The following is a 24,117-nucleotide window of genomic DNA, read 5'->3' on the forward strand; positions in this document are numbered from 1 at the left end:
AAGACAGAAGCTGTTTTTGTTATGTAAAACATTTTACTTACCATTAAAAAAGGAGCCTTAGCCAAAAATAGAAGAGACCGAGACAAAAACTTGTCTCGATCTCTTCTATTGACTCTATAAATAAACTAATTTTTAGTTGCTTCGCTTTCAACTACTTAGCGACTGAACGAACAGCTAATTCGTGCTTGAATCAGTTGATTATTGGTTATTTTCTTTTTGTTGCTCAATTGCTGATTTGGCTTTTTCCGTTTGTTCAGATGCAAATTCTCCTGTGGCTTTTGCCGCATTTGTCAATTTATCTTGAACTGTTTCACTGTTTGCTTCATATTCTTCTTTTGTCTTAATGTCGACCACATCGACATTGACTTCAATGACATCTAGATGTGTCATTTCATGAACTTCTTTGGCAATGATTTTTTTGATTTGTTGGTAAATTTCTTCGATGTCTTTGCCGTATTCAACAACGATCTTAAGATCAACAGCGACTTGTTTTTTCCCAACTTCCGTGTCAATACCGGCTGTTACATTATCAGTGTTGACTAATTTTTCTGCCACGTTAGAGAAGAAGCCACCATCAGCTGTTAATAATCCATCCACTTTTTCTAAGGAGATGCCTATGATTTTTTGAATGACCTTATCTTCATATGTCACATCACCATTCATAGATTCACCGTTTTCCGTTGTGTTTTTTGGATCTTTTGCTGGGGCTTCTGGCTTAGGTGGTGTATGCCCTGGCATTGGAGGTTTTGGCTGATCTCCATGATGTTCTTGTGGTTTACTAGAATTTTCATGTTTCCCTTGTTGTCCTGATTGTCCTTCGTTTTCTTTTTTATCATGAGCCACTTTGTTTTCAACGTTGGGTACAACCGGATCTGGATGTGCTGAAACGGGTGCTGTTTTATCTTTAGCATCATGAACACCATTGGCATTGTTCGGTGTCGTTGGATCTGGATGTGCAGATACTGGTTTGTTTTGGTTATTTGTTTTGTTGTTATCCATAATAGAATTTCCTCCTAAGATTTATGATCAAAAATTTTCGTTTGTTTTAAATACATTCCGACCGCCACGCCAATGATCGCCATAAGGATCAGCAACAAGGTTTTAAAGAATCCCACTGTAATCAATAGTACGGCGAGAATCAACCCAATTGCCCCGCAAATGATCGGAAGCTTATAAGCAGCAAAAAGTTCATTCATTTGTGCCCCTCCTTATTCCACACGAGCGTGTTCGTTTGTTTGATATTTATTGGTAGGTGCTTGGTAACCTGTATACTTCACCGACACTTTTACTTGCTCATCTGTGCCGAGTAACTGTTTCACTTCTTTTTCGATTTCATCCATCAATATTCTTGTTTTCCCGATCAATGAAGAAGTCCGTTTTAATTCACCTTTAACTGTAACTGCGATCTTATTTTTTGTGGCTTTGATATTGACCTTAGGTGAGTGAATGAATTCATCTTCATGTAAATGTGAACGAACCATACCTTCAATCGCTTTTTTATCTAACGTTAATTCGCCGTCCCCTTTTTTCAATAAGAAGGTTCCAATCGTTTTCGGATAAAAAATGACGATCAATAATGCAATAATTAGTAGAATCGCTAAGCCGACTGCTACCCAAAAAATATATTGCTGCATATAGTAATTCGTTATTGTAAAGAAACGGAATCGTTCAAGCATCAATGGTAAAGGATAGACCGCACTGATCAAGACGACAAATAGTAGAATAGACAAAAGTAGCAGAGAAAAAATGACACCAATTGTTTTAGTCCCTTTATTCATCCTGGCACCTCCCATTTTTTATAAGTTGATAGCTTCCCCACCAGTTACACCATAAATTTGTGCAGTAACGTAGCTCGCTTTATTTGAAGCTAAGAAAACGTAAACTGGAGCTAATTCTACTGGTTGGCCGGCACGTTCAAGCAAGCTTTGTTGGCCAAATTCAGGAATAGAATCTTCCGGTTGTCCTTCGTCTAACTGTAGTGGTGTCCAAATAGGACCAGGAGCTACTCCATTAACACGAATGCCTTTTGGTGCTAATTGTTTTGCTAAGCCAATCGTAAAGTTTGCAATAGCTGCTTTCGTGGAAGCGTAATCTAAAAGATGTTCACTTGGATTGAACGCTTGAACAGAAGTAGTGTTGATAATTGCCCCTCCTGCTGGAATATGCGGAACCGCCTCTTTAACAATCGCAAACATCGCTAAGATATTCACCATGAAGGTATCTTTCACTTGTTCTAATGGAATTTCTTCAATAGCCGGGCAAGAGATTTGTTGTCCCGCATTTAATACTAATGTATCTAAGCCACCTAATTCACTGACAACTTTTTCAACGATTTCTTTAGGCGCTGTTTCGTCTCTAAGATCATATGGTAGTAAAACAACTTTTCGTCCTGCTTTTTCAATATAGGAAGCTACTTGTTTGGCATCTTCTTCTTCTCCTGGGAAAAAGTGCAAGCCGATATCTGCCCCTTCTCTTGCAAAAGCAATAGCTGCCGCGCGCCCGATCCCTGAGTCTCCGCCAGTAATCAGAACACGGCGATTTTCTAGTTGATTTGATCCTTCATAAGATTCTTCTCCACAGTCAGGAACTGGTTGCATTTCTTTTTGTAATGCTGGTGTATCCTGGTCTTGTTTAGGAAATTCCTCAGTATGGTAAAGTTTACGTGGATCAATTAATTTTGGTTCTGTCATGTGTATCCTCCTCATAGTTTGGTAATTTTTTATTTTGTATAATCTTTTCGGTAAAGATGGTAGCCTACAGCTCCTGCAACAACGATCGAGCCAAAGATAACTAATAAAAAGGCTAAGCCAGAGCTTTTACCAGGTAATCCGCCAGTATTCATCCCCCAAATCCCTGCAATCAATGCTGGAACAGAGATCACTAATGCCGCCGAATCAAGATATTTCATTAAATGATTCAAATGATTGTCCATCATTCCATTAAAAAGATCCCCAATACTTTCTAACAAGTCACGATAGATCAAAATCATTTTTTCTGTTTGTCTTTGTCTCAATTGGATGTCATAAAGTAGACGAGCATCAGCTAATTTCTCAACAAAATCTTCTGATTGCCATAAGGTATCTAAAGTCTCTTTTTGATCTCTCAACGTATGGTCAATATAAACAATGTCCCGTTCTAAATCCGCTTGCTTATATAGTTCTTCGTTTTCCGTCGTTTTACGCGCTTCTTGATCGAGGGAATCAATCCTCTTTTTCATTTCTGTTAGTTCTTTCACGTAATGGGTATAGATGTTCAAGACAGAATATGCAATAAGTGTTTCAAAAGAATTGATCTTATTCCCATGTTTTGCTAATACTCGATCAAAAAAGTCCGTTTTTTTATCGATACAACTAATCAATAACTCATCCGAATAAATAAACGAAATAGGCATTAATCGATTCTCGATTTTCTGCTCCTGGTTGGACAAATTCAGTAGCACTAAGGAAATCGGATGGTTCAAATTCGTCCCCACAAGCTCTTCGATTCTTGAAACTTCTTCTGGTAGAGAAGTTCCAACAAAGATATCTTTTGGTAAACGATACTTTTCAATCACCTGTTCGATTTCCTTAGTGTCACTACTGTCGATCACGAGCCAATTATAGTTGTTTTTGTCTGTCGTTATTACTTTCTCTTTTCCAATAAAGTAATAGTCCAGCATGATCAATCTCCCTTTCTACAAAGGATGTTAGCTAAAGAAACAGTTGCTTAATTTAATGTTACGATCCAAGACAACAATCTCATTTTCTAAAGAGAAACTGTTTAATTGGTGGTCATATGCAAGATTCAAATGTCTACCTAAATAAGATTGCTCTAATTTAGATGTGTAGATTTCCAGAGTGGGATGTTCGATTTTATTGACGTATTTCCCAAATTCTACAAAGAAAGGAATAATCTGGAAAAAACTGCCTTTTGCACAAGCCCCTTTATCTCTTAAAAATGGATCTGAAGAATCAATCAATGCCAAAGCAATTTTTGAATCTTTTCCTACTTTTTTTGTCAATGCCTCCATCGCATGTTTTGTCATCGTGATTTCCATCATCATCATCTCCTTCAGATTATATATAAGTTACGACATTTTTCCTCAGCGGCTCACTTCTGTGTTACGATTGATTCTGGCATAAAGTGGATATTTAGGAAATTTTGCGACACAACGGAAAGCTGTCATGTTTGCATATTTATCGTAGTATTTTTTAGTTGGCCCTTCAAAATCTTTACTCCATGGTTTAACATGACCAGAGAAGTGGATGATCGATGGATCTTTACGTGTTTCTTCGTATTCCTTTTCTCCTTGTGGTGTTGGATGTTTTTTCGCTTTTGCCATGATATATCCTTGAGCATTCCATTTTGGATGTAATGGAATCCAACGATCATGTAAGATTGCATTTAACGCATCTTGATCGTGGAAACGTAATTTTTCAGGATTTTCTTCAATGAATGTTAGAACTTTTTTAGTAATGTCTTGTTCTAACCATTTTTCAACATTGATGAGCATCAATCCAGAATTAAAGTAGCGTGTTGATTTTGCTGGAATCTCCATTTTTTCTAATCGTTGGTGGAAACCAGCATCTTCTACGGCGGCCAAGATCGCACCGTTAAATTCAAGATCCCATAATGGTGTAACATCTTTTACGGTAATCATGTCACAGTCCATATATAAAAGACGTTCGACATTTTTTCCTCTAAATAACTCAGGAATAGCAATACGATAGTAAGCAGTTTCCGGAATACGATCACTTGTTACCACATTTTCAAAGAATTTTTTGTTGATCTTCAAGAATTCAACCTCTGTATTCATACGAGAATTCTTAACAGAGAAACGTAATAATTGTTTGCTTTCATTATCAATGTTGTCATCAATGACATAAAATCGTACAAAAACTTTTGGATCACTATTTTCTAATACTGAAACGAACAGCGCCGCTAGATGAGGCACAAATTTGGTATTACAACTTGATACGATTGCGATTTCTTTTCTTCTATTCATTTACCTCTCCCACTTTCTTTAAAACGCTATGCGCTAATTTTTTTAAATAGACATTTGTATATGGATGATCTTTTAACGTATTCCATGGTTTGTCATGCCCTGTGAAATGAACGATCGACGGCGATTCATTTCCTGCTTTGTATAATTTTTCATACGCAGCATCTGGAGCAGGATGACGTTCAAAGATCAAAGAAGTCTGCATATTCCATTTTGGTTCTAATTGCTCCCAGTCTTCATACAGAACTGCATTTAACGCGTCTTGATCATGGTAAATAATTCGATCACCATTTTCTTTTAAATAATTGATTGTTTTTTCAGTGATCATTTTTTCATTCCAACGATCAATGTCGATAACCATCACGCCTGAATTAAAATAATAAGCATCTGATTCAATCCCTAACCGTTTCAAAGCTTTCGTTTGACCTGGATCGATGACAGCTCCAATCGTTTTACCATTTAATGGTTGATCATATAAATGAACGATGTCATCCAGTACTAAAATATCTGAATCTAAATAAAGCACTTTTTTATAGTCGTATTTAGCTAAGATCTTAGGTAAAGATATTCTTAAGTATGCTGTAGTAGTAATATGGTCACTTACTAGGAAATCTTCGTAGACATCTTTATCAACTGTTAAAAATTGAATCGTTGCATTGTCTGAATGTTTTTTAACCGTTTGTCTAAGTCCTTCTTTGCTATATTCAGAAATACCATCGTCAATGACATAAAAATAAATGTGTCTTGTTTTAGTGGAGTTTTCCAGTACAGTGGCAATCATCACGCTTAAGTAAGGAGCGTAATTTTCATCTGAAGCAGTTACTACCGGAACGATACCTTGTTTCATCTCCATTAAAATCACTCCTTTTTCTAATCTTTTTCTAACCTTTTCTATATCCAGAATATGCCTCAATAAACTTTAAAGCAAAAGATATGCTTCATTTTCATTGAATAATTCATAAAAATAAACCTTTTTTATCGAATTGAAAACGTTAACTTAATCGTTTTTCTGCCTATTTATTCAATTATAGGATTTGAAATACTACCTATATATGTCTAATGAAAACTAAGAATACTTTTTGAAAAAATTCAAAAACACAAGGCATTTTATTTTTATTTTAGGAAATTCTCATTTAACCTTAGAGTAAGCAATAGATAAAGGGAGCGAATAATATGAAATTAGCAGCAATTGATTTAGATGGTACTTTACTCGATCGGAATGGAAAGATACCAAAAGAAAACATCGAGGCACTTCAAAACTTTGATCGACATGGTGGGATCGTCACGATTGCGACTGGTAGAAATAGCATCTCTGCTAAAGATGTATTTGAAGAACTTGGAATCGGCGGCTATTTGATTTCATCTAATGGTTCTTTCGTGGCAAAGATGATGAAAGGCGAGATCCTTCACGTATTGAAACGTTCTAAAATTGAGCTTGCTACCCTTAAACGGGCCTTCTTCTTAGCACAAGAGGCAAAAATATCAATTATTGCTAGTCGAGAAACTCAAGATGATCAATTAACCTTTGATGAGTCAAATTTGGTGAAAGATGATCCCTACTACCAACATTTCAATTTACAAAATCAGACATTTGCTGAAATCACCAAGTTATTAGAAGATCCATCTGTCAGCTATTTAAAATTGGCATTAACAGATAAAGATGAATCAAAATTGCAAAAACTGCAAAAAGATTTAAAAAGTGAAGGGATTGATTCCGTCTTTTCAGACCCCCATTTTTTGGAAATCACACCTAAAAATGTAACAAAGGCTCACTCATTAATCTTTTTAGCTGAGACCTTGGAAATCGATCCTCATGAGATCGTTGCCTTTGGTGATCAGGAAAATGATATTGCGATGCTAAAAGTCAGTGGAACAAGTATTGCGATGGGAAATGCACAGAAACAGGTAAAAAATATTGCGGATGAAGTAACCAAAACAAATGAAGAAGCTGGTGTAGCGTATATTATCAACAATTATTATTAAGGTTTAAGGAGGGAGACAAAATTGTTAGTAATCGTCGATATGCAAAATCATATTCTAGATCCTGAGAGTAAATATTATGTTCAGCACGCAGATAAGTTAATCAAACAAATCCACTCACGTTTAGAAGCTGCACGTAAAAAAAACGAATATATTCTTTTTACCAGAGATATACCAGTCGAGCGAAAAGAGCAGGATGAAGAAGGCGAAGATTTGCAAATCATTCCTACACTTGCTCCTAAAGAAAATGAAAAAGTCGTCAAGAAATACTACTTCACGATGCCACCGGAAAGCTTACTTGAGATTAAACAAGAAGCTTTTGACCAAGATGAAAAAGAAAAGCACATTGAAGTCGTTGGTACAGAAACGAATCTCTGTGTCTTATCGAATACCATTGCTTTACAAAGCGTATTTCCAGAAGCTGATTTTTTAGTGGATACAGCTTTTGTTTCTGAAAACAAGCATGGCGATCAAGCGCTAAAACTACTCAAAGATTTTAATGTTGAGTTGAAGTAACCGAAAATAAAACGCCCACAAAATTTAACTTTGTGGGCGTTTTATTTCGTTATTTACTAAAAGCTTTTCTTTGTTCGTACTATCTATTTCCTAAAATTTGTATTGATCGTTCCCTCACTTTATGGAAAGTAACGGTTAGGATTTTTTTACTACTAAACTTCCTATAGCGTTTATCAAAAATATCAAATGAGGTTCCCCATCTCCAATAAACAATAGTTGAAACGTCAGTTATTAGTCATTTCTACAAGCATGCAACTTTTCAAAATAAAAAAACAATGATTATCTAATCATTGTTTAAAGAAACGAGCGCTTCAATATGTACCCTGTAGGACTCGAACCTACGACCGGACGGTTATGAGCCGTCAGCTCTAACCAACTGAGCTAAGGGTACAGTAAAAATTTTAAGATATAAAAATAACTTATATCTACTATAGCATGAATAAAAATCTGAAACAAGCTTAATTAATAAAATTCCAAAAGCATTCCATTAAATAACAAATATTTCATTTGGATCAGACGATTTCCAGCTCTTCCCCTCCCTCTTCACCACAAATGCTCTATCACTTGGTATATGAATTGTTTGAATCATTTGTTTTTTCAAACACGTAGCATATTATTTGTTCTGTTACTCGGAACGTGCTATCTTGTATTTGGGTTGTTTTTTTATTCTTATGATTATTTAAGTCGTAATCACTTTTCGAAGTGTTTTCCACCTCTTAGTATAAGTGGTTGTTCGTTGTTAACCTACGACTGAAAATCAATGATTATTTAAATACGAAATCTATAGGAGTTAGTACTATGATAACATTGAGTCGACTTATTTTTTTATTCCTACCTTAATTCTTATCCCTATTATTTGTTACTTAATCAACTGGAACAAGGAACGCCTAATTTTAGCGTTTTTTACGTTACCAGCAATCTTTTTTTCATATAAAATCTTAAATTATCAGTATTTTGAACCAGATCAATTATTCGTAGCAGAACTGATTGGTTTGATTCTAGCTTTGTTATTACCAATTGCTTATTTGGTTTATTTAAATAGAAAGCATTGATCGATGAATTTATTTGAATGACAAAAGGAGCGAATTTATGAGTATTGAAGAAGCGATTTTATTAGATACACTACGCTGTCGGCTGGATTATCTCCGAAAAAAAAAGAATTTAACCGTTAAGGAAGTGGCTGAACAAACCTCACTCCCGTTGGAAACTTATCTACAATTAGAGCAGGGAAAACGTTGTCCGAGCGCTATCGATCTAATTTTTATTGCGGATTTTTATAATGTATCTGTTGACTATTTGATCGGACGATCAGAAAAACCAGACCGCGTAAATTAAACCATCTAATCTAAATGAAAGAGAGTGAGTAAATGCGCTTATGGCATGAAGAATTAATCCCTTTGCTTCCTAGAAAACAATTATTAGGTCAACATAGAGAATGTTGTGCATTAAGAGGTAATGGTTGGGGAAGAAAGCATGCAACAGTTGATTATGTCTTCCAACATTCCCCTTACAAGCTTTATCAGTATCACCATCTTATTCTTACTGAAATGAAAAAGCGCCATTATCTTCCTTCTCCAGAATGGTCTGTCCCGGAGTACCGTGGGAAAGCCTGTGATCCTTATACTTATCTTTCTCCTCAAAAACAAACTTCACCTATTTATCCTGAGCATGACGAGGACTACCTGATGATCTGTTTAACAAACCTTAAACAAAAAGGAATTGATTTAATCCATATAAAAGCTGCGGATTCTTAAAAGTTCATCAGATTTCCCTCATTTATTGATCCAAATAAACGTAATGAATATGAGAGTATGAACCTTTTCTCACTCTCATATTCATTATATTAGCATTCATTTAAACTGTCTGACTGACACATTCATTCGTCGATCACGATTCTTCGCTATTGAATAGGGAGAGGTCCGTATCCCTTCCTCAATAGTCTTCACTTGAGCGGCAGAGCAGCATTTTTCTTTACTAAGAAAAAACAAAAAAACTACTCTAATGGAAGAGTAGTTTTTATTATGACAGTATTAACCTTTTACGATGTTTACTGCTTGAGGGCCACGTTGACCGTCTTCAATATCAAAAGTCACTGCTTGACCTTCGTCTAATGTTTTGAAACCGTCACCTTGGATAGCTGAGAAATGTGCAAAAACATCATTTCCATCTTCAGCAGTGATAAATCCAAAACCTTTGTCTGCGTTAAACCATTTTACTGTACCGTTATTCATATATATTTCCTCCTAATACGTATCAACGTACGATTTTATTGCAATAAATTATTGATAGGCAAAAGGAGTCATAAACTAAAATAGTTAGCTCAAATTACGTTTCAAAATAGATTACTTACTTAATATAGCATAGATAAATGAGAAACACAAGAATAAACCTCTACTTTTTTTATAGTTTTTTAATTAAAGCGAATGGGCTATTTCTATCCTGTTTATCTTATCTTCTATATAAAGTTAAACAATCCTTAATTAGCAAAGTTTTCTTCTTTATGCTATAATAATAAATGGAATTTCGTTATCAACGTTTCGTTGCCTTTCGCAAGAATTTAAGAAAGGAGAATGATTATGACATTCTATAACAAAGACTTACAATATCGTGTAACTCTAAATACTGATTTGAATCTATTTGTGGTATTTGATAAAACAAATGAAAATCGAGTAGCCACTGGAGTGACGATTGAACAAGCAGTGCAAGAATTGAAAAAATCCGCATAGGAGTGAAAACCCCAAATGAACGATTACAGTTCTAGTTCACTTTAAAAGCACCTATTCATTCAATGGTAGGTGCTTTTTTGTCGTCTATTTACCTCACTTTATTCAGTTCTCTCCTTAACTTATTCCGCCATTAATGAGTATACAATTAAAAATTGGACAAGGTAATACAAAACTCTTTGTCGGTTATATACTACGTGCTATTATCTAAATTATGCAAAGGCTGTATAAGGATGGGTCATATGATTACGATGAGTAAATTACTGTTTTGGATCCCTTTTATTGGTATTATTCTTTTTTTGTCTCTTTATACAAAATGGAACAAATATGACATACTAATGCTTCTCTCCTCTTTTCCGTCTATCTATTTTATGATCCAAATTTTAGAATATTCCTATAGTCAACCTGTTCAATTATTCGATTTCTATCTTAAAGGACTCGCTTTTTCCACCATCTTCTATTCCATTCTTGTTTTCATTATTATCAAAAAGAAGAAATAGCTCACTTGTTTTAATGACAAGAATATTATTTTTCACTTTTTAAAATCTGTAACTACTGGCATTCTAACAGAGAAAACTATGCAAGGTGTCCATCGATATTCAATCGATGTAATAAAAATAATCTTACAGCCTAAAAAACTAACCTAAACAAAATTAGTAAAAAAATTTTTGGAACACCTGCTGCAAAATAACAAATAAACGGTGCTCCAGCATCAGTTCTTCAGACAGGATAAATGTTGAACGTCTACCAACGTTTCATTTTTTTATCCTGTCTGAAGAACTGATTGATGCTTTTGCTACCGTTTTCGTTTGACTTACGTCACGTTTGAGCTTTGGCACTATGCAACGTAAAGTTTGCACTTAGCTACCTTAAGAAAAGCCTTGCTATCGACAATCCCTGTTCTACCCATTGGCGTCTCTCGACATTTTTGGGCAGTAGCTTATGTTTACATAGAAGCCTCACCTAACTATTTGAAGATATTTAAATGAAAATCATCAACGACACTAAAAGTCCAAAAAAGCCGACTACCGGAATCATTCCCCAAGTTACAAAGGTTTTATCCTTAGCAAGCTTAGAGTACCTCTGGTCATTATCCATTTCATTCACCTCATCTTTCTATTCTTAATAAACCATATTAATGTTTTTTTGTCAAAATTTCATTCGTGAATCCTAGAATGCGTATTTGGACAATCCCCTGCTAATCTATTTCTCCATCTAATTGAGTCAATGCTCCATCACATGGAATAACCGATCAACAAAAAAATCTAACCAGTACATGCTCCGGCTAGATTTAATAGTTGATTTTGAAACAGACTTTTTATCGTCTCTTTCATTTTTTTGAAAACTAATTTAATTCGTCTACTTTATTTTTGATTTCTTTAGGAATCTTTTCTTCTGCAATTACTCTAGGAGAACTTGTTCTTTTGTCACTGATGTCAGCTTGCACGTAACTACCTGGTTTCAATGGTTGTGGTGCTTCTCCACTCACACTAAATGTTCGTTTAGTTGCTTTGCCATCAGCTTTTACAAAAGTCACGTCATAATGGTAACTATATTCACCCGCAATGATTTTCCCATCGCTGTTCTTTGATTTCGTTTTTTCTGGCACTTCTGCTGGAATCTTAGTGTATGCAGTAGTTGTTTTATACGTTTCACTGTAATATTTGTAACCAAAAAATCCTCCAACTCCTAATAAAATTAATACAATAACCCCGAATATTCCCTTTTTCATAAACTCACCTCATCAATAAATTTAACTTATTTTATCTTTTTTGAGCTTTTTTTTCCATTTATTTATCTTTCAAATTTGTCACATAAATGACATTAACCACTTATCAATAGATACTTATCATCTCCTATATCTTTATTGATAATCCTACTTCTCTATTACTTTCTCGATACCTAACATGATCTTTCAAATAATAAAAAATAACAAATTTTATAATTACATATTTCCAAATCAAACACATCATGTTACTATATGTAAGTAAAAAATGAATATTCTTATTTGATGCGAACTGTTAGGTGTTTTTTTGAAGCTTTTCATTTGTGAAAAACTGAATATTTGGTAGTAAAGATGTCTTAATAAATGAAACACAAGATATCTATATTTTGGCGACTATCACTACCTGCCATTAAGTGGGAGTAAATTAGATAATTATTATGGAGGAAACAATGGTTAAAAAAAGTGTTGTAGGGGAAGATGGCAAACGTTACGTAGTAAAGGAGAAAAAGCCATTTTATAAAAAAGTTTGGTTTTGGGTACTAGCAATCATTCTTGTAGCAATAATTGGATCTGCACTGGGTGGCTCAGATGACAATAAAGCAAGCGATAACGGCGGAGAAAAAGTGACAAAAACAAGTTCTACTAAAGAAGCTACATCAAGCTCTTCTTCAAAAGAAGCGCAAGAAAGTTTTTACCAAGTTGGGGATACTGTAAAAGTTGGCGATGCTGAGTACACATTAAACAGTGTGGAACTTACTGACGAAAGAAATCAATTTGCAGATGAACAACCTGCTCAAGTAGTCAAGATTACTTACACAATTAAAAACAATGGTCAAAATGACCTTCCTGTAGGAATGGATGTAGAAGTTTATGGCTCTGACGATAAAAAAGCTTCTTCTTATCCAAATGACAATACAATGGGATCAGTTGCTCCTGATAAAGTAATGGATTGTACTGCTCATTTTGGTCTGAATCAAACTGGAGACATCGAAATTCAGTTTAGCCCATTAGTTTCTATCGAAAAAGCGGCTAAATTTAAAGCAACAGTCTAGTTTATAGATTCATATCAGGCCATTTTAGAAAAAAAGTTAAACGACGGTTAGCTATTGATATGGTTAACCGTCGTTTTTTGGTGAAAAACAAGTTCAGAAATAGCGAGTATCTACTGTCCTTCTTTTAAATAGTCACTATCTGTTATCGCTTTGAACAGTTTGTGTATTTTGCGTTCATTTAGTTTTGTTTAGTTTTTTTCATCTCATCCTTCCTAATACTAACTTCTATATATTACATAAGTGAACTAATTTTTCGATCGTATTTCATAGTTCCCGCATATCATTTTATAAACCTCGGTTGTATTCTTCTAGTTGGAGTAATCGAATGACAAAGTCTTTGATAAGTCTCTTGATAACCAAAGCTTAGGACACGAATCAACTATTTTCTGACTCGTGTCCTTTGCGTTTATCCTTTTTCTTATTAGAAACTATATAAAAAAGAATCGTTTGGTCAAAGCCTTCTTATCCTGGCGCATCTTCTAGTGTCCAAATTAGGCTTCCTTGATACGCCCCAGTTTTGTAAAAAGGATGTAAATTTAACTGGATCTTATAATGATCAGTGAAGCTTGCACTACCCTCTCCTTGCCAAACCAATTGGTCTTCTGCATTAATCGTTTGATCCACTCCACTCCTCTGCAGATGAAGAGCATTATGCAACTGGTCATTCTCTTGGTTAGTTAAAGGTCGTTCTTCTTTTAACTTAACGTGCCAATGACTCTTCTCCAACACACTTTCATCGATAAGCTGAATTTCTTTTTGATTCGTTGCTTGTACCGATTGATCTTGACCCGGAATCTGTTGTTCCCCAAACGTCAACTGTTCCGGTAATCTAAGCTTAACCCCGTGATCAATTAAAACCTGACGGCTCTCTTCCTTTGATTTTTGTCCTTTTTCGTTTTCCATATAAAAAGCAACTTCCTTGTTCAACCAATTTTCAGGAAGCTGAACATTCACTTTATCTTGGATCTCGTTTTCGGAACTTGGATAGTCCTTTAACCTTAAGACTTCATCTCCACATTTCGCCATAAATGATAAATTCTGTTTCTCTTCATAAGAAATATGAATCGTCACCTCTCTTGTTTTTGAGAAACGAGAAAACAGTAAAGGATTTTCTTTAGGCATCAAAGTAAATTCAATTGGCGAACCTTTCTTATAATGATGAACGAATTGCTGTTCTTCTGGAGTAAAGATTCCTTGATCCCTTTCCACTATTTCCTTGACTGGATAATATCCGTTCAATTCTGGATATTCTTGTGATAGATCAAAAGAATCTGTTATGATTCCTGAAATGATTTTAGGATCAGAAAGTTGTTGGTTATTTTCATCCAAGTAATTCAGTATGACCTTCCCCACGTAGTATACAGAAGAATAGGCAGAACTCGTTCCTTTCTGTTTGTGATTAATCTGTGTGGTAACAGTGAAAGGAATGTTTAAATAGTCTTCTTTCAAATTCGTTTTATCTACCGGATTTTGCTTACTCCCAATCCACTCAAGATTAAGTTGATAATTCAAAACTGTATCATAAAGATTTTCATTGTTAGGGTCTTTTAACGTTAGTTGATAGGAGTGATCCTCTTTTTGATTCCCCACAAAAAGATCACTAATGTCCGTCCCATCAAACTTCACTACGTTAAAATCTTTAATCTTATATTGTGAGTGAGCTGTCACATCATCCAATGAAAAAGCCACAGATAAATCTTTCATTTTATTCCCATGTCCCACATTCGGTATGGTTTGCATCGCATTTAAAGTAACCTTTTGTTGTTCCTTATCAAAACGCTTATCCACTGCTTCAGCAGCAGGAAACTCTGGACTAGCCAAAAAATCTGTTTCATACATGAGAGAGGATGGCGTATTATCTAAGTTTTTAACAACCGTTTCTATTTTAGTTACTGGTTTAGTGATAATCTGGAACTCTTGTGTAGGATGCCCCCATGGTTTCGAAAAATTATTTTCAAAATACGTCCAGAAAGAATGATCATCACTCCACGTATGGTAACTGATATCTGTTGGATTATTCGCAACAAGATATTTTGCCACCTTACCGATATGATTATAGCCGATATACTTGTTTCGATTGATCCCAAAATAATTAAAAGAAGTTTCAATTGGAAAAGCATTCCCCGCTTGATCGAAAAATTCATAAGTAATAAAAACTTCGCCAGAGATATCGATATCTAAAAAACTCTTTGGATTGCCAATACCGATCTCTCCTCCTGCTTGTCCATCCTTTTTTTTCATTATTATTTTAACATCTACTGGTTTCCCATTGAAAAAGCCAACATTTTTGATCAACGCACTACTTTCTGGATTCTCCTGATTGACAACCAGCCAATTCCCAGAATACTGACCTTTAACTTGTTCCACAGTTGTAAAATTACCATAATGCATCATAAATGTGTTATTGGCGGGAGTTTCTATCGTATTTGCATATCTGAAATACGGAAGATTTGTAATACTTCCAGCTGCTCGAACTTCTTTTGGAAATATGCCAATCAACCCTAACAAAAAAGGAAGTAACCAAATTTTATTAAACTTACGAACAAATTTCTTCCTCTTTTTACACCAATACAGGATGATTAAAGTCAATAGAGCTGCACCAATAAAGAGATATAAATGATGGTTAGATTGGTTTGTTTTGGGATACATTTTTATTTTTCCAGCTTCTTCAGACTTCGCTTGTCCATCAGTAACTGGTCTATTTCTCTCATTTGGATTAAGAACTTTTTCCATTGGGACAATTTGGTGCGCACTCGTTGGTTGGTAAAAACGAATCCCTACCTGACTATTGACCTGGCTATCAGCTAAACCAATTCGTGGGAAAACAACTAAGAAAGCCAGTAAGAGTATATTGAGCCAGCGTTTTTTCATCAATGTGCCACTTCCTTTAATTTCCTTTATTCCTTCGCAATTTTGTAATATGCCACAGTAACAAGCCAATAATGAGTAAGCAAACAATTAGCCCCCCATATAAGTATTGGTAGTTATTGTTCTTCGATTTTTTAAGCTTTACCGTTTTGTTGTTAAGACTTTCATCTTTTCCTTTTACCGTAAAGTCTTTTTTCAACGTCCAAACTTTCCCCGACTTTTCTTTCAAAACGGTAGTTAACGTATACTCTCCTTTTTTTAAATGTTCATTTTCCCAACTAATCGGTAATTTGAAGGTACTTCGTGGTGCTAAAGAAACCAGCTTACTAACATCGTGCAGTACTTCTTTCTGTTTCTTTTTTGTGATGAAAGCATGAAGATCCAATTGACTCATAATCATTGGTTGTGGATTTGCCAATTTTGCATAGACTGTTAAATAACCATTATCTAATCCTGGCTTTGCCTCCAAGAGTTTTAGTTCAGGAGCAATTTTTTTGTCTGAACATTGGAGTTGGATACCAATTGTATACGCAAATTTATTTGCTAAGCTAAATCCAGTTGGTTGGTCCTCTGCCTTATTCTTTTCTTCATAGCAATAAAAACCACCCAGAACCGTCCCCTCAAATCCAGTTGACGGAATCTTTAATTGGAACACGACATCTTTTTCTTCATTCGGATTCAGTTCAACCGTTTGAGGACCTGAAATCAGTTCTTCTAAAGAAGGACCACCTAATAATTTTTGATCATGTTGTGAATAATCTAGCACCCCATTTTTATTGGTAGTCGCATTATTGGCTGCTACTTTGACTTTTATCTTTTCAGAGCTGGTATTTTTAAGCTTTATCGTCAACTCTTGGGACTGGTTAGGCTCAACTTTAAGATCATAATAGCTTACTTCTGAACGTTGATTCTCTGGCAAGACAGCCTTAGCTTCAAAGTTCACTTCTGTTTTTTCAGCAAAAACTGAGGCAGGGTGGCAAGCAAACAGTAAACTTGTCATAAAAAGGATGGAGACTATCCAGCCCCATCCCGGCCTAAATTTATACTGGAGCATCGCTTAACGTCCAAGTAATCTCAGCTGTATAATTTTTTGCTTCCACACCTGCCCGGGGAACATGTAATTTCACATTTTCGTTCTTGCCATCTGTTCCTTCGAATACTGCAGCAAAAGCCCCTGCACCTTCGCCTGGTTGAGCCAACATAACGGTTTGATTGACTTCGTTTAGTACAAATGTATGATCTTTTGACTCTACCAAATGAGGTGCTTTGGATGAGTTGTTTTTCGTTACTACTTGACCATTGCTTAAAGATAGCTGTGCGCCTGTCAACTCCGAGTGATCTTTATCTGTTGAAGTAAATGGTGAGATAGATACACCTAATGTCCAGCCTTTCGCTCCCCCACGAGTATCATTCACTTGGACAAATGGCTTTTTATTCAATGCAAAATAATCCGCATCTCCTTGTTGGATTTCTTGTTCACCAAAAGTAATGTTTGATGCGAAAGGAATAGACAATGAGCCTTTCGCTCCTGTGCTTGGATCGTCATCATGGGTATCATCTGGTACAACCGGCTGGACATCATTACCCGAACCTTCCTTCAAAGTTACATTTGTTTTATTTGTGACTTGACTTGTTAGTCCTTCATTTTCAGCTGCACAACCCACGGAACTAGATGTCCCTAATGCCAATAAGGCAAGTCCAGCTATACTAACAACTTGTTTCTTCATAATTCTCTTCCTCCTAATAAAAATTAGTCTGCAATTGCGACTACAACTATTCTTCCATTTCTTGATGAGGAAAAAAACAGTAAAAAAATTCCGGAATCTGGAAAAAAATTAGAAGTACTTTTTTGAAAAACGTTTCGTCTCTCATTTGATTTCCTATTGATACTGCAATAATTGATTGAAAACAGGTGCCAATTCGACTTATTCTCAGCTAAGCCATTTACGATCAAATCCAAAAGTGCTGATTGACTCAATCTATTTTTTAATTAAAAAGAGGTCGTGATATGTCCAGATTTGAGAAAAAGCCGGAGAATCCAAGACAGTTTTCCTATTTTTGGAATTCTTCGGCTTATTTCAAGGAGCTGATGCTTAAACATCGTTTAGAGTAAAGTGTGAGTTTTATGTCTCAGACTCTGACAAATAAACCCTTGAAAATTTTGATTGTTGATAAGTTTAAAAAAAATAGTTATTTGTTTGTAGCTCTTTCTCTATGCAACTCATATAAGATTTTTTCAAGATTTCGCCAGTTACGTTCTGTCGGAATGTTTTTCATTAACAGTAACGGTGTATTTTTCGTATCCAAGAAATAATTTGAGATTACTAAATCAACCTCTTCAAATTTGGTTTCAGAATCAAAAAAAGAAAGAGCATAAACATTACTAAACAATGTTTTGATTTTATTCATTAACCATAATCGATGAGGACGATGCAGATCATCCGTGAGCAAAATTTTTATTGGTTGAATACTTTTGAGTAACAATCCATAATAATCCAGCAAATAGTAATAATTTAAAAACAGCTGGTGCGTGTTCTTTAAATGGGGTAATAACTCTGCGGGAGCTATCTGTATCATAGAGTCATGAAACTTCTGAACCATTCGGCAAATTTGAGGATCAAGCTTTTCTACTTCAGATATATATGATTTATTGAAAAAAACATCGGGATTCCCCCAGAAAAAACAGCTTCTTTCATAAAACGCAATCAAGCTAAACAAATGGTTCTGGTTCCTTCGATCAAAGTCGTAATCAAAGACTTCTTTTAGCGAACAACTGAGCAATTCAACTAAACGATAGGCTAAACTTTGACTTCTTGTATGAGCACGCACCGCTTGTTGCTCATAGCACTCCTTTCCCTCAACAATACCGAAAGCATAGATTACCCGATATAGAAAATATCGTTCATTGTCTGGCAATAGCAACTGGCTTTCTTTCAACCACATCGAGACCAATTCAAAGTTTGGATCACTCTCGATTGTTGATTTCACCTCTTCATCTAGTGAAATAATCTGCTTCTTAGTTCTTTCAAGTATAATCGCTAACCAAAAACTCAGCGTTTTCGTTTGTAAAGCATCTAATCTAAATCCATAGGTTTTTTCAAAACATCGAACAGACTTCATGATCCTGTCACAATCAATCAAAAAGGGCCAGTGACCATCTCGTGTTGATTCCCAATAAAAATAGTAATAAAAACTTCTGATATTGATCTCTTCAGCTTCTATTTCCAGTTTAAACGAGTGAAAACCGATCTTGTATCTTTTAAAGTAAGGAACTAATAATTTAGCATATCTAAAAACGGTAGATGTACTCGTATATTGTTTTTCTGCAAAGTCTTCGATTCTTTTTTCGGGATATTTGAACATAAAATCAATTAATTGGTAATTATATGATTCTTTATAATAGGGAAGATAAATACTATATATGGGAAAGTCTTCTTCCTTTTGGATACAAAAGCGCTGATTATTCTCATTTTGTAAAACAATTTTCCCATTAAACTGTTCAAACAGCTCTGATAATTCCTTCATATAAAGAGAAATTGATTTAACAGATCCTCCTATATATTGCTGTATCTCATCCATCGTATACCCATTGTCCGCTTCAAGTAAAAAGTGAATTAGTTTCACTTTTTTTTGGGAGGCTTTCGTCAAAAAAGTTTGCATTCAATCACCACCAATTTAAATATTTTTAACTTTCTTAACATTCAAAAGACATTGTTCGTTAACGTTTTGGATTATAGCATACACTGGTTTACGATCAATTCATATGAAATTAACGAGTCATTTTTCAAGTCACAAAGCTAAATCCATTCTCCCATGACAATCAGAAAAATCTACCATTCGGGTAACATTATTTATAATATTTTGTCCAAAATAAAAAGCCCTAGATAAGAGACATTTTTGTGTTTTTTTCTATAAAACTACGATCAATTACTAAAATATAAAACCTTGAATCGCCAATAAACGTTCACGCATGCTTTTAGATCTACTTCTGTTTACAGGAATACTGGTTATGATTCTATAAACCCTTTCCTTATTTTTTACACTTTCAAGTAGCTAGTTGTATAAATAACTTGTTTTTCGGGCTTGTTTATCTTTTTATTAAAGGAAAATATTGAATTCCGATACTATTGATAGTGTGATATAAATAGAGTTAAGGAGGTGAAAAAAAGCTGGAAAAATGAATTGCTTCTCTAGTCAATATCGTAACTACTCCTCAGCTCTGACACAGCAAGACGAAAACAAAATACGAAAGTCAACTAAAGAAGTAGCAAGGGGGTCCCCTCTTCGGTTTCAATCTAGCATAATTTTATGAACCATATAGTGAATTTGCTCTTATTTATTTCAATAATAGCGGTAGTTATCAGTGGATTAAGATATCTAGTTTATAAATTTAAGTAGGTGATAATATGAATTGGTTTGATCAATACAAAAAAGACTTTGGTTTCAAAAGCAACTATCAAGTCAGTAAAAAAACAGGTATCACAGCGAGTAGTCTAACCCGTTTAAACAATTCCGATGATTGGAAAAATGTCAAAATCGGTACGATGCTTTTATTGGCAGAAGCGGTGGAAAAGAATCTTGATGGTCTAGTTGGATATCTTAATGAACAAAAAAAGCACTCAACCAACTAAAGGATGAGTGCTTTTTTATAATTTTTTTGCTAGTCTACGTCACTATATCTGCAAGAGGACTGATCACACCCTCCTAAACATCTCTGTAAGGCTTTGACTGTATCCTGCCCGAGCAAACCATCTTGTTTGACTTCAAAAAATCCTTGTAATGCTTTGATCACATTTGATTTGGTCAATGTATTATTGAATTGTGTTGCATATGCCTTCTGATAGTATACTTGCTTATACCGATGGCTGATTATACCGTCTTTGCCAGCTATATCAAAGTATCCCAGTAATCGTCTTGTTTATAGCATTACCGAATCGTCCATCGATCGTTAGTTTGATCATTTCCGGTTTGCTAACAGGTAATAATTCCATGTCACTGGGACGAATCAATAAATCTTTTTTAACTAGTGACGGTTGCAAAGATGATTTTTATCAACTCCGTCAATTAATGATTGACTCTATCAATCAATCTATTTATGATACTCTTGCTTTATCTTCTAACATAACCTAGCAGTCTTCTTAGTATAGCTCTGCAAGAAAAGGGGACTTATCCATCTGATTTTTTTGCATTTACAAAATAACGATATCAACTACCCCAGCTTGAGAAAAATGATCATTGCTCTATTTATTCTTTCACTAGTGGGATCAATCATAGTGAAAAGAATAACTTTTCATATATTGACTTTTTTACAGAATCTAACTAGCTAGTTACATTTTTAGGGAATCTATTCATTTTTTGAATAACACAAAAAATTGGTGGATGACTATCCAAAAATACAATTTTACTTCTGAAATACTACCTCCTATAATTAAAACAGTTTAATTGATTCATACTATTTAATTGGAGGTAATAAAAATGACTGCAAAAATTACTGAAGAAATGTGCTTTAGCCCATCATTCGAATACATTGATAATGGGATTGAACACGGTGTCCTTAGTCCTTTTGAGACAAAAGAAATAACTTTAGAGAAAGGACAACTGATCGCAGAAGGATTCAAGCCATTATCTTGTGATATCAAAATGTTGAAGGATGTCCCTGTCAAACTACGTGATGGGGTGACAATATATACCGATATTTATTTACCGATTACTGATGAAAAAGTACCTGTTCTGATTGCTTGGAGCCCTTATGGAAAAAGTGCCGGAACCGCACCTCGTTATAAAAACCTATTCAACATGTTAGGTATGGGCAATCATTGGAATTCTGGCTTAACGAAGTTTGAAGCACCTGATCCAGCCTATTGGTGTACGCACGGATACGCTGTTTGTAATCCTGATATGCGTGGTATCGCTCATAGTGAAGGCGATACTACGATGATTGGCTCTCAAGAAGCAGAAGATGGCTATGATTTGATTGAATGGCTGGCTTCTCAATCTTGGAGTAATGGAAAAACAGCCCTGACAGGAACGTCCTATCTAGCTTTTTCGCAATGGTATATTGCTGCCGAACAGCCTCCACACTTAACTTGTATCAATCCTACTGAAGGGCTTGCTGACGGATATCGTGATTTGGCTTTTATTGGCGGAATTCCTGATAAAAATTTTATTGAACGATTACAAGTCAATCATGTTAGCGCAACAGGTGCGAAACGCGAAGATTTAACAAAAGAAATGACTGCTTATCCATTAGCAAATGCTGCACTTTGGCAAGACAAAGTAGCTGATCCAAGTAAAATCATCGTGCCAGCTTTTGTTATTGCAAGTTATTCAAATACTTTGCATACAATAGGAACCTTCCGCTCATGGCGTTCTTTAGGATCGAAAGAAAAGTGGCTTCGTATCCATGATCGTCAAGAATGGCCATACTATTATGATGAAAGCAATACTGAAGAGTTGCGCCGATTCTTTGATTATTATTTACTGGGAAAAGAAAATGGCTGGCCAGACACTCCAACTGTGCGCTATTCTCTTCTAGATCTTCAAGGTGGAAACCAAACAGATATTCCAGCAGAATCTTTCCCACCGGCAACTAGCGAAAATAAACGCTATTACATGAATGGACAATTTCGTTCTTTACAAGAAACACCTGAACCTACAGACCTTCCTGTCAAATATCTAGCAGATAATCTACCTGGTCGTACTTCTTTCCAGATGACCTTTGATAAAGAAACCCACTTTGTTGGCTATCCGAAAGTGAAACTCTTCATTGAGGTCGATGGTTATGATGATATGGATGTTTTTGTATGGGTTCAAAAATTGGATACATTCGGAAATGTTTTAAGTGAATTTGTAGTTCCTAATCATGGTGCTGCCCTTCAAGATTTTACGCAAGAAGGTGCTTCTGCGTTGAGATATAAAGGTGCTTGGGGTCGACTACGTGCATCCATGCGCCATCTTGATAGTCAAGCGACTGATGAAATCCCTGCTTACAGCTTTGACCGAGTTGAAAAACTGTCTCCAAAAGAAATTGTTGATTTGGATATCAGTTTAAGTCCAATTGGCCTTTCTTACCAAGCTGGCGAGACTTTACGAATCGTTATAAGCACCAAAGATGAGCTCGGATCAGTAATGCCTGGAACACCTGGCTGTATACCGGATAATAAAGGAGCACATATTCTCCATACCGGCGGTGAGTATGCTTCTTATCTACAATTACCTGTTATGCAAACTTCAAACAATTCTTAGAAAAACTTGTGAAACTGACGTGTTAACTTTATACTAAGACTACCATAGTATCTTTACCAGAATGGAGTCATTATGAAGTTATCAACCTTAAGATTCTTTGTTGAAGTTGCTGCTGAAGGTAGTTTTACAAGAGCTGCACAAAAATTGTATGTGTCTCAACCTACTTTAAGCAGGCGAATACAAGAGTTAGAAGCTGAATTAGGTATTGCATTGTTCATTCGGCACACACATACCCTTACATTATCAAGTGCCGGTGAACAGTTCTTACGTGAAGCAACCGATGTTTTAAGACGAGTAGATTATCTGACACACATGTTTGATCAGCAAATAGAAACACGTAAATCTGCTCAATTATTAAAAATCGGTTATCCCTCAAGCTTTAATATGGGTAAAATGTATGAACTGTTTGAACAGTTCAAAATAAGTCATCCAACCATTAAATTTTTGATAAAGCAAGATACACCGATGAATTTGACAGAGGGGCTCTTAAATGATCAATATGATTTAGTGTTTAATTTATCACCTTATTTTAAACACACAAATAATATCGATACATTCGTATTTATTCAGAATCATTTACAGCTTGCTTTGCCTATTCGTCATCCACTAAGCGCTAAAAACAAATTATACTTTGAAGAATTGAGTCAAGAAACCTTTGTTTTACTGGAAAGAAAACACTCCCCTATGATTGTTGATTATGTCGTTAATCAGTTTGTTAAACATGGATTCAATGTAAAAGCAAATGCCTACGTGAAATCCCTTGACGAAGGACTATCAAAGGTATCAACGGGAGAAGGATTGGCTTTCTTATATTCCGGAATGAATGACGGAACTTTAGAAGATAAGTACCATATCAAAATCATGGATTTAGAAAATGATAATGACGAACAAAATATTGTAGTTGCTAGAAATGAAAAAATCCAAAATGATCTACTCAAAGAATTATTTTTATTTGTGAAAAATAATAGCTAGAAGCTGTTGAAGCCTGTATAGTAGGCTTCAACAGCTTCTGGTTTTATAATCCAT

At 35.2% G+C, this 24,117-nt stretch carries 24 protein-coding genes, 1 tRNA gene and 1 riboswitch; of the genes, 9 read left to right on the forward strand and 16 right to left on the reverse strand.

All coding sequences use genetic code 11. The features are described 5' to 3' along the window. Positions 1 to 198: 198 nt before the first annotated feature. The 8 genes from IGJ32_RS06815 to IGJ32_RS06850 are packed head-to-tail and all read right to left on the reverse strand — an operon-like array spanning position 199 to position 5,834. A complete protein-coding gene (locus IGJ32_RS06815; protein ID WP_034698113.1) occupies positions 199 to 999 on the reverse strand; it encodes an Asp23/Gls24 family envelope stress response protein in 801 nt (266 codons plus the stop codon). A gap of 14 nt (positions 1,000 to 1,013) precedes the next feature. After that, positions 1,014 to 1,196, reverse strand: coding sequence for a DUF2273 domain-containing protein (locus tag IGJ32_RS06820; protein ID WP_010719084.1), 183 nt, complete (start codon positions 1,194 to 1,196; stop codon positions 1,014 to 1,016). Between the two features lie 12 nt (positions 1,197 to 1,208). After that, positions 1,209 to 1,778, reverse strand: coding sequence for an alkaline shock response membrane anchor protein AmaP (gene amaP / locus IGJ32_RS06825; RefSeq protein WP_034698115.1), 570 nt, complete (start codon positions 1,776 to 1,778; stop codon positions 1,209 to 1,211). Between the two features lie 18 nt (positions 1,779 to 1,796). Continuing rightward, the gene (locus tag IGJ32_RS06830) at positions 1,797 to 2,690 is read right to left on the reverse strand and encodes an SDR family oxidoreductase (RefSeq protein WP_010719082.1); all 894 of its coding nucleotides are present in this window, start codon (positions 2,688 to 2,690) and stop codon (positions 1,797 to 1,799) included. Positions 2,691 to 2,719: 29 nt separating this feature from the next. Next, positions 2,720 to 3,658 (reverse strand): magnesium transporter CorA family protein, encoded by a 939-nt coding sequence (locus tag IGJ32_RS06835; protein WP_010719081.1) that lies wholly within the window; start codon positions 3,656 to 3,658, stop codon positions 2,720 to 2,722. A 27-nt stretch (positions 3,659 to 3,685) separates the two neighbouring features. Next, complete coding sequence (locus IGJ32_RS06840) at positions 3,686 to 4,036, reverse strand: iron-sulfur cluster biosynthesis family protein (protein ID WP_010719080.1); 351 nt, start codon at positions 4,034 to 4,036, stop codon at positions 3,686 to 3,688. Positions 4,037 to 4,081: 45 nt separating this feature from the next. Continuing rightward, entirely contained in the window at positions 4,082 to 4,984 is a 903-nt protein-coding gene (locus IGJ32_RS06845; protein ID WP_034698121.1) for a glycosyltransferase family 8 protein, read from the reverse strand. Then, positions 4,977 to 5,834, reverse strand: coding sequence for a glycosyltransferase family 8 protein (locus IGJ32_RS06850; RefSeq protein ID WP_010719078.1), 858 nt, complete (start codon positions 5,832 to 5,834; stop codon positions 4,977 to 4,979). Before IGJ32_RS06850 ends, IGJ32_RS06845 begins: the two co-directional genes overlap by 8 nt. 320 nt (positions 5,835 to 6,154) lie before the next feature. On the opposite strand from IGJ32_RS06850, the gene IGJ32_RS06855 reads away from it, so the two are divergent. Further along, positions 6,155 to 6,964 carry a Cof-type HAD-IIB family hydrolase gene (locus IGJ32_RS06855; protein WP_342081748.1) on the forward strand — a complete coding sequence of 270 codons (810 nt, stop codon included), beginning with the start codon at positions 6,155 to 6,157 and terminating at the stop codon, positions 6,962 to 6,964. Positions 6,965 to 6,985: 21 nt separating this feature from the next. Beyond that, positions 6,986 to 7,477: an isochorismatase family protein gene (locus IGJ32_RS06860; RefSeq protein ID WP_010719076.1), complete on the forward strand. Its 492-nt coding sequence runs from the start codon at positions 6,986 to 6,988 to the stop codon at positions 7,475 to 7,477. 317 nt (positions 7,478 to 7,794) lie between these two features. On the opposite strand, the gene IGJ32_RS06865 is transcribed toward IGJ32_RS06860, so the two are convergent. Next, positions 7,795 to 7,868 (reverse strand) — tRNA-Ile (locus IGJ32_RS06865). A gap of 698 nt (positions 7,869 to 8,566) precedes the next feature. On the opposite strand from IGJ32_RS06865, the gene IGJ32_RS06870 reads away from it, so the two are divergent. Together IGJ32_RS06870 and IGJ32_RS06875 are read left to right on the forward strand one after the other, a co-directional pair. Next, a complete protein-coding gene (locus IGJ32_RS06870) occupies positions 8,567 to 8,812 on the forward strand; it encodes a helix-turn-helix domain-containing protein (RefSeq protein ID WP_010719074.1) in 246 nt (81 codons plus the stop codon). Positions 8,813 to 8,844: 32 nt separating this feature from the next. Then, a complete protein-coding gene (locus IGJ32_RS06875) occupies positions 8,845 to 9,231 on the forward strand; it encodes a TIGR02328 family protein (RefSeq protein WP_081127538.1) in 387 nt (128 codons plus the stop codon). Positions 9,232 to 9,507: 276 nt separating this feature from the next. On the opposite strand, the gene IGJ32_RS06880 is transcribed toward IGJ32_RS06875, so the two are convergent. Further along, on the reverse strand, positions 9,508 to 9,708 hold the full coding sequence (locus tag IGJ32_RS06880; RefSeq protein ID WP_010719072.1) for a cold-shock protein: 201 nt from the start codon (positions 9,706 to 9,708) through the stop codon (positions 9,508 to 9,510). Between the two features lie 345 nt (positions 9,709 to 10,053). Here IGJ32_RS06880 and IGJ32_RS06885 point away from each other — a divergent pair, with 345 nt between their 5' ends. Then, on the forward strand, positions 10,054 to 10,203 hold the full coding sequence (locus IGJ32_RS06885; RefSeq protein WP_010719071.1) for a hypothetical protein: 150 nt from the start codon (positions 10,054 to 10,056) through the stop codon (positions 10,201 to 10,203). A gap of 806 nt (positions 10,204 to 11,009) precedes the next feature. Further along, a riboswitch (M-box (ykoK) riboswitch) is annotated at positions 11,010 to 11,178 on the reverse strand. A gap of 367 nt (positions 11,179 to 11,545) precedes the next feature. On the opposite strand, the gene IGJ32_RS06890 is transcribed toward IGJ32_RS06885, so the two are convergent. Continuing rightward, positions 11,546 to 11,932, reverse strand: a complete 387-nt coding sequence (locus tag IGJ32_RS06890) for a DUF1093 domain-containing protein (RefSeq protein ID WP_034698128.1) — start codon at positions 11,930 to 11,932, stop codon at positions 11,546 to 11,548. A 443-nt stretch (positions 11,933 to 12,375) separates the two neighbouring features. Between IGJ32_RS06890 and IGJ32_RS06895 the strand changes: the two genes are divergently transcribed. Beyond that, complete coding sequence (locus IGJ32_RS06895; protein WP_010719068.1) at positions 12,376 to 12,978, forward strand: DUF4352 domain-containing protein; 603 nt, start codon at positions 12,376 to 12,378, stop codon at positions 12,976 to 12,978. A 462-nt stretch (positions 12,979 to 13,440) separates the two neighbouring features. Here IGJ32_RS06895 and IGJ32_RS06900 read toward each other — a convergent pair whose 3' ends face one another. The 4 genes from IGJ32_RS06900 to IGJ32_RS06915 all read right to left on the reverse strand — a co-directional run bounded on the left by IGJ32_RS06900 (position 13,441) and on the right by IGJ32_RS06915 (position 19,506). Then, a complete protein-coding gene (locus IGJ32_RS06900; RefSeq protein WP_342081749.1) occupies positions 13,441 to 15,849 on the reverse strand; it encodes a MucBP domain-containing protein in 2,409 nt (802 codons plus the stop codon). Between the two features lie 16 nt (positions 15,850 to 15,865). Next, entirely contained in the window at positions 15,866 to 16,900 is a 1,035-nt protein-coding gene (locus IGJ32_RS06905; protein WP_373168876.1) for a DUF916 and DUF3324 domain-containing protein, read from the reverse strand. Beyond that, a complete protein-coding gene (locus IGJ32_RS06910; protein WP_342081751.1) occupies positions 16,887 to 17,573 on the reverse strand; it encodes a WxL domain-containing protein in 687 nt (228 codons plus the stop codon). The genes IGJ32_RS06905 and IGJ32_RS06910 overlap by 14 nt, the downstream gene beginning before the upstream one ends. A 463-nt stretch (positions 17,574 to 18,036) precedes the next feature. Continuing rightward, a complete protein-coding gene (locus IGJ32_RS06915; RefSeq protein WP_240274046.1) occupies positions 18,037 to 19,506 on the reverse strand; it encodes a helix-turn-helix domain-containing protein in 1,470 nt (489 codons plus the stop codon). Between the two features lie 746 nt (positions 19,507 to 20,252). Here IGJ32_RS06915 and IGJ32_RS06920 point away from each other — a divergent pair. After that, a complete protein-coding gene (locus IGJ32_RS06920; protein WP_094940216.1) occupies positions 20,253 to 20,477 on the forward strand; it encodes an XRE family transcriptional regulator in 225 nt (74 codons plus the stop codon). 261 nt (positions 20,478 to 20,738) lie between these two features. On the opposite strand, the gene IGJ32_RS06925 is transcribed toward IGJ32_RS06920, so the two are convergent. Beyond that, positions 20,739 to 20,885: a hypothetical protein gene (locus IGJ32_RS06925; RefSeq protein WP_161298802.1), complete on the reverse strand. Its 147-nt coding sequence runs from the start codon at positions 20,883 to 20,885 to the stop codon at positions 20,739 to 20,741. A 436-nt stretch (positions 20,886 to 21,321) separates the two neighbouring features. Between IGJ32_RS06925 and IGJ32_RS06930 the strand changes: the two genes are divergently transcribed. Together IGJ32_RS06930 and IGJ32_RS06935 are read left to right on the forward strand one after the other, a co-directional pair. Next, a complete protein-coding gene (locus IGJ32_RS06930) occupies positions 21,322 to 23,091 on the forward strand; it encodes a CocE/NonD family hydrolase (protein ID WP_053766825.1) in 1,770 nt (589 codons plus the stop codon). A 72-nt stretch (positions 23,092 to 23,163) separates the two neighbouring features. Beyond that, positions 23,164 to 24,063, forward strand: coding sequence for a LysR family transcriptional regulator (locus IGJ32_RS06935; protein ID WP_161651727.1), 900 nt, complete (start codon positions 23,164 to 23,166; stop codon positions 24,061 to 24,063). Positions 24,064 to 24,117: the final 54 nt, after the last annotated feature.

It is taken from the genome of Enterococcus sp. DIV1639a (assembly GCF_050530445.1).
Classification (GTDB): Bacteria; Bacillota; Bacilli; order Lactobacillales; family Enterococcaceae; genus Enterococcus_B; species Enterococcus_B hirae.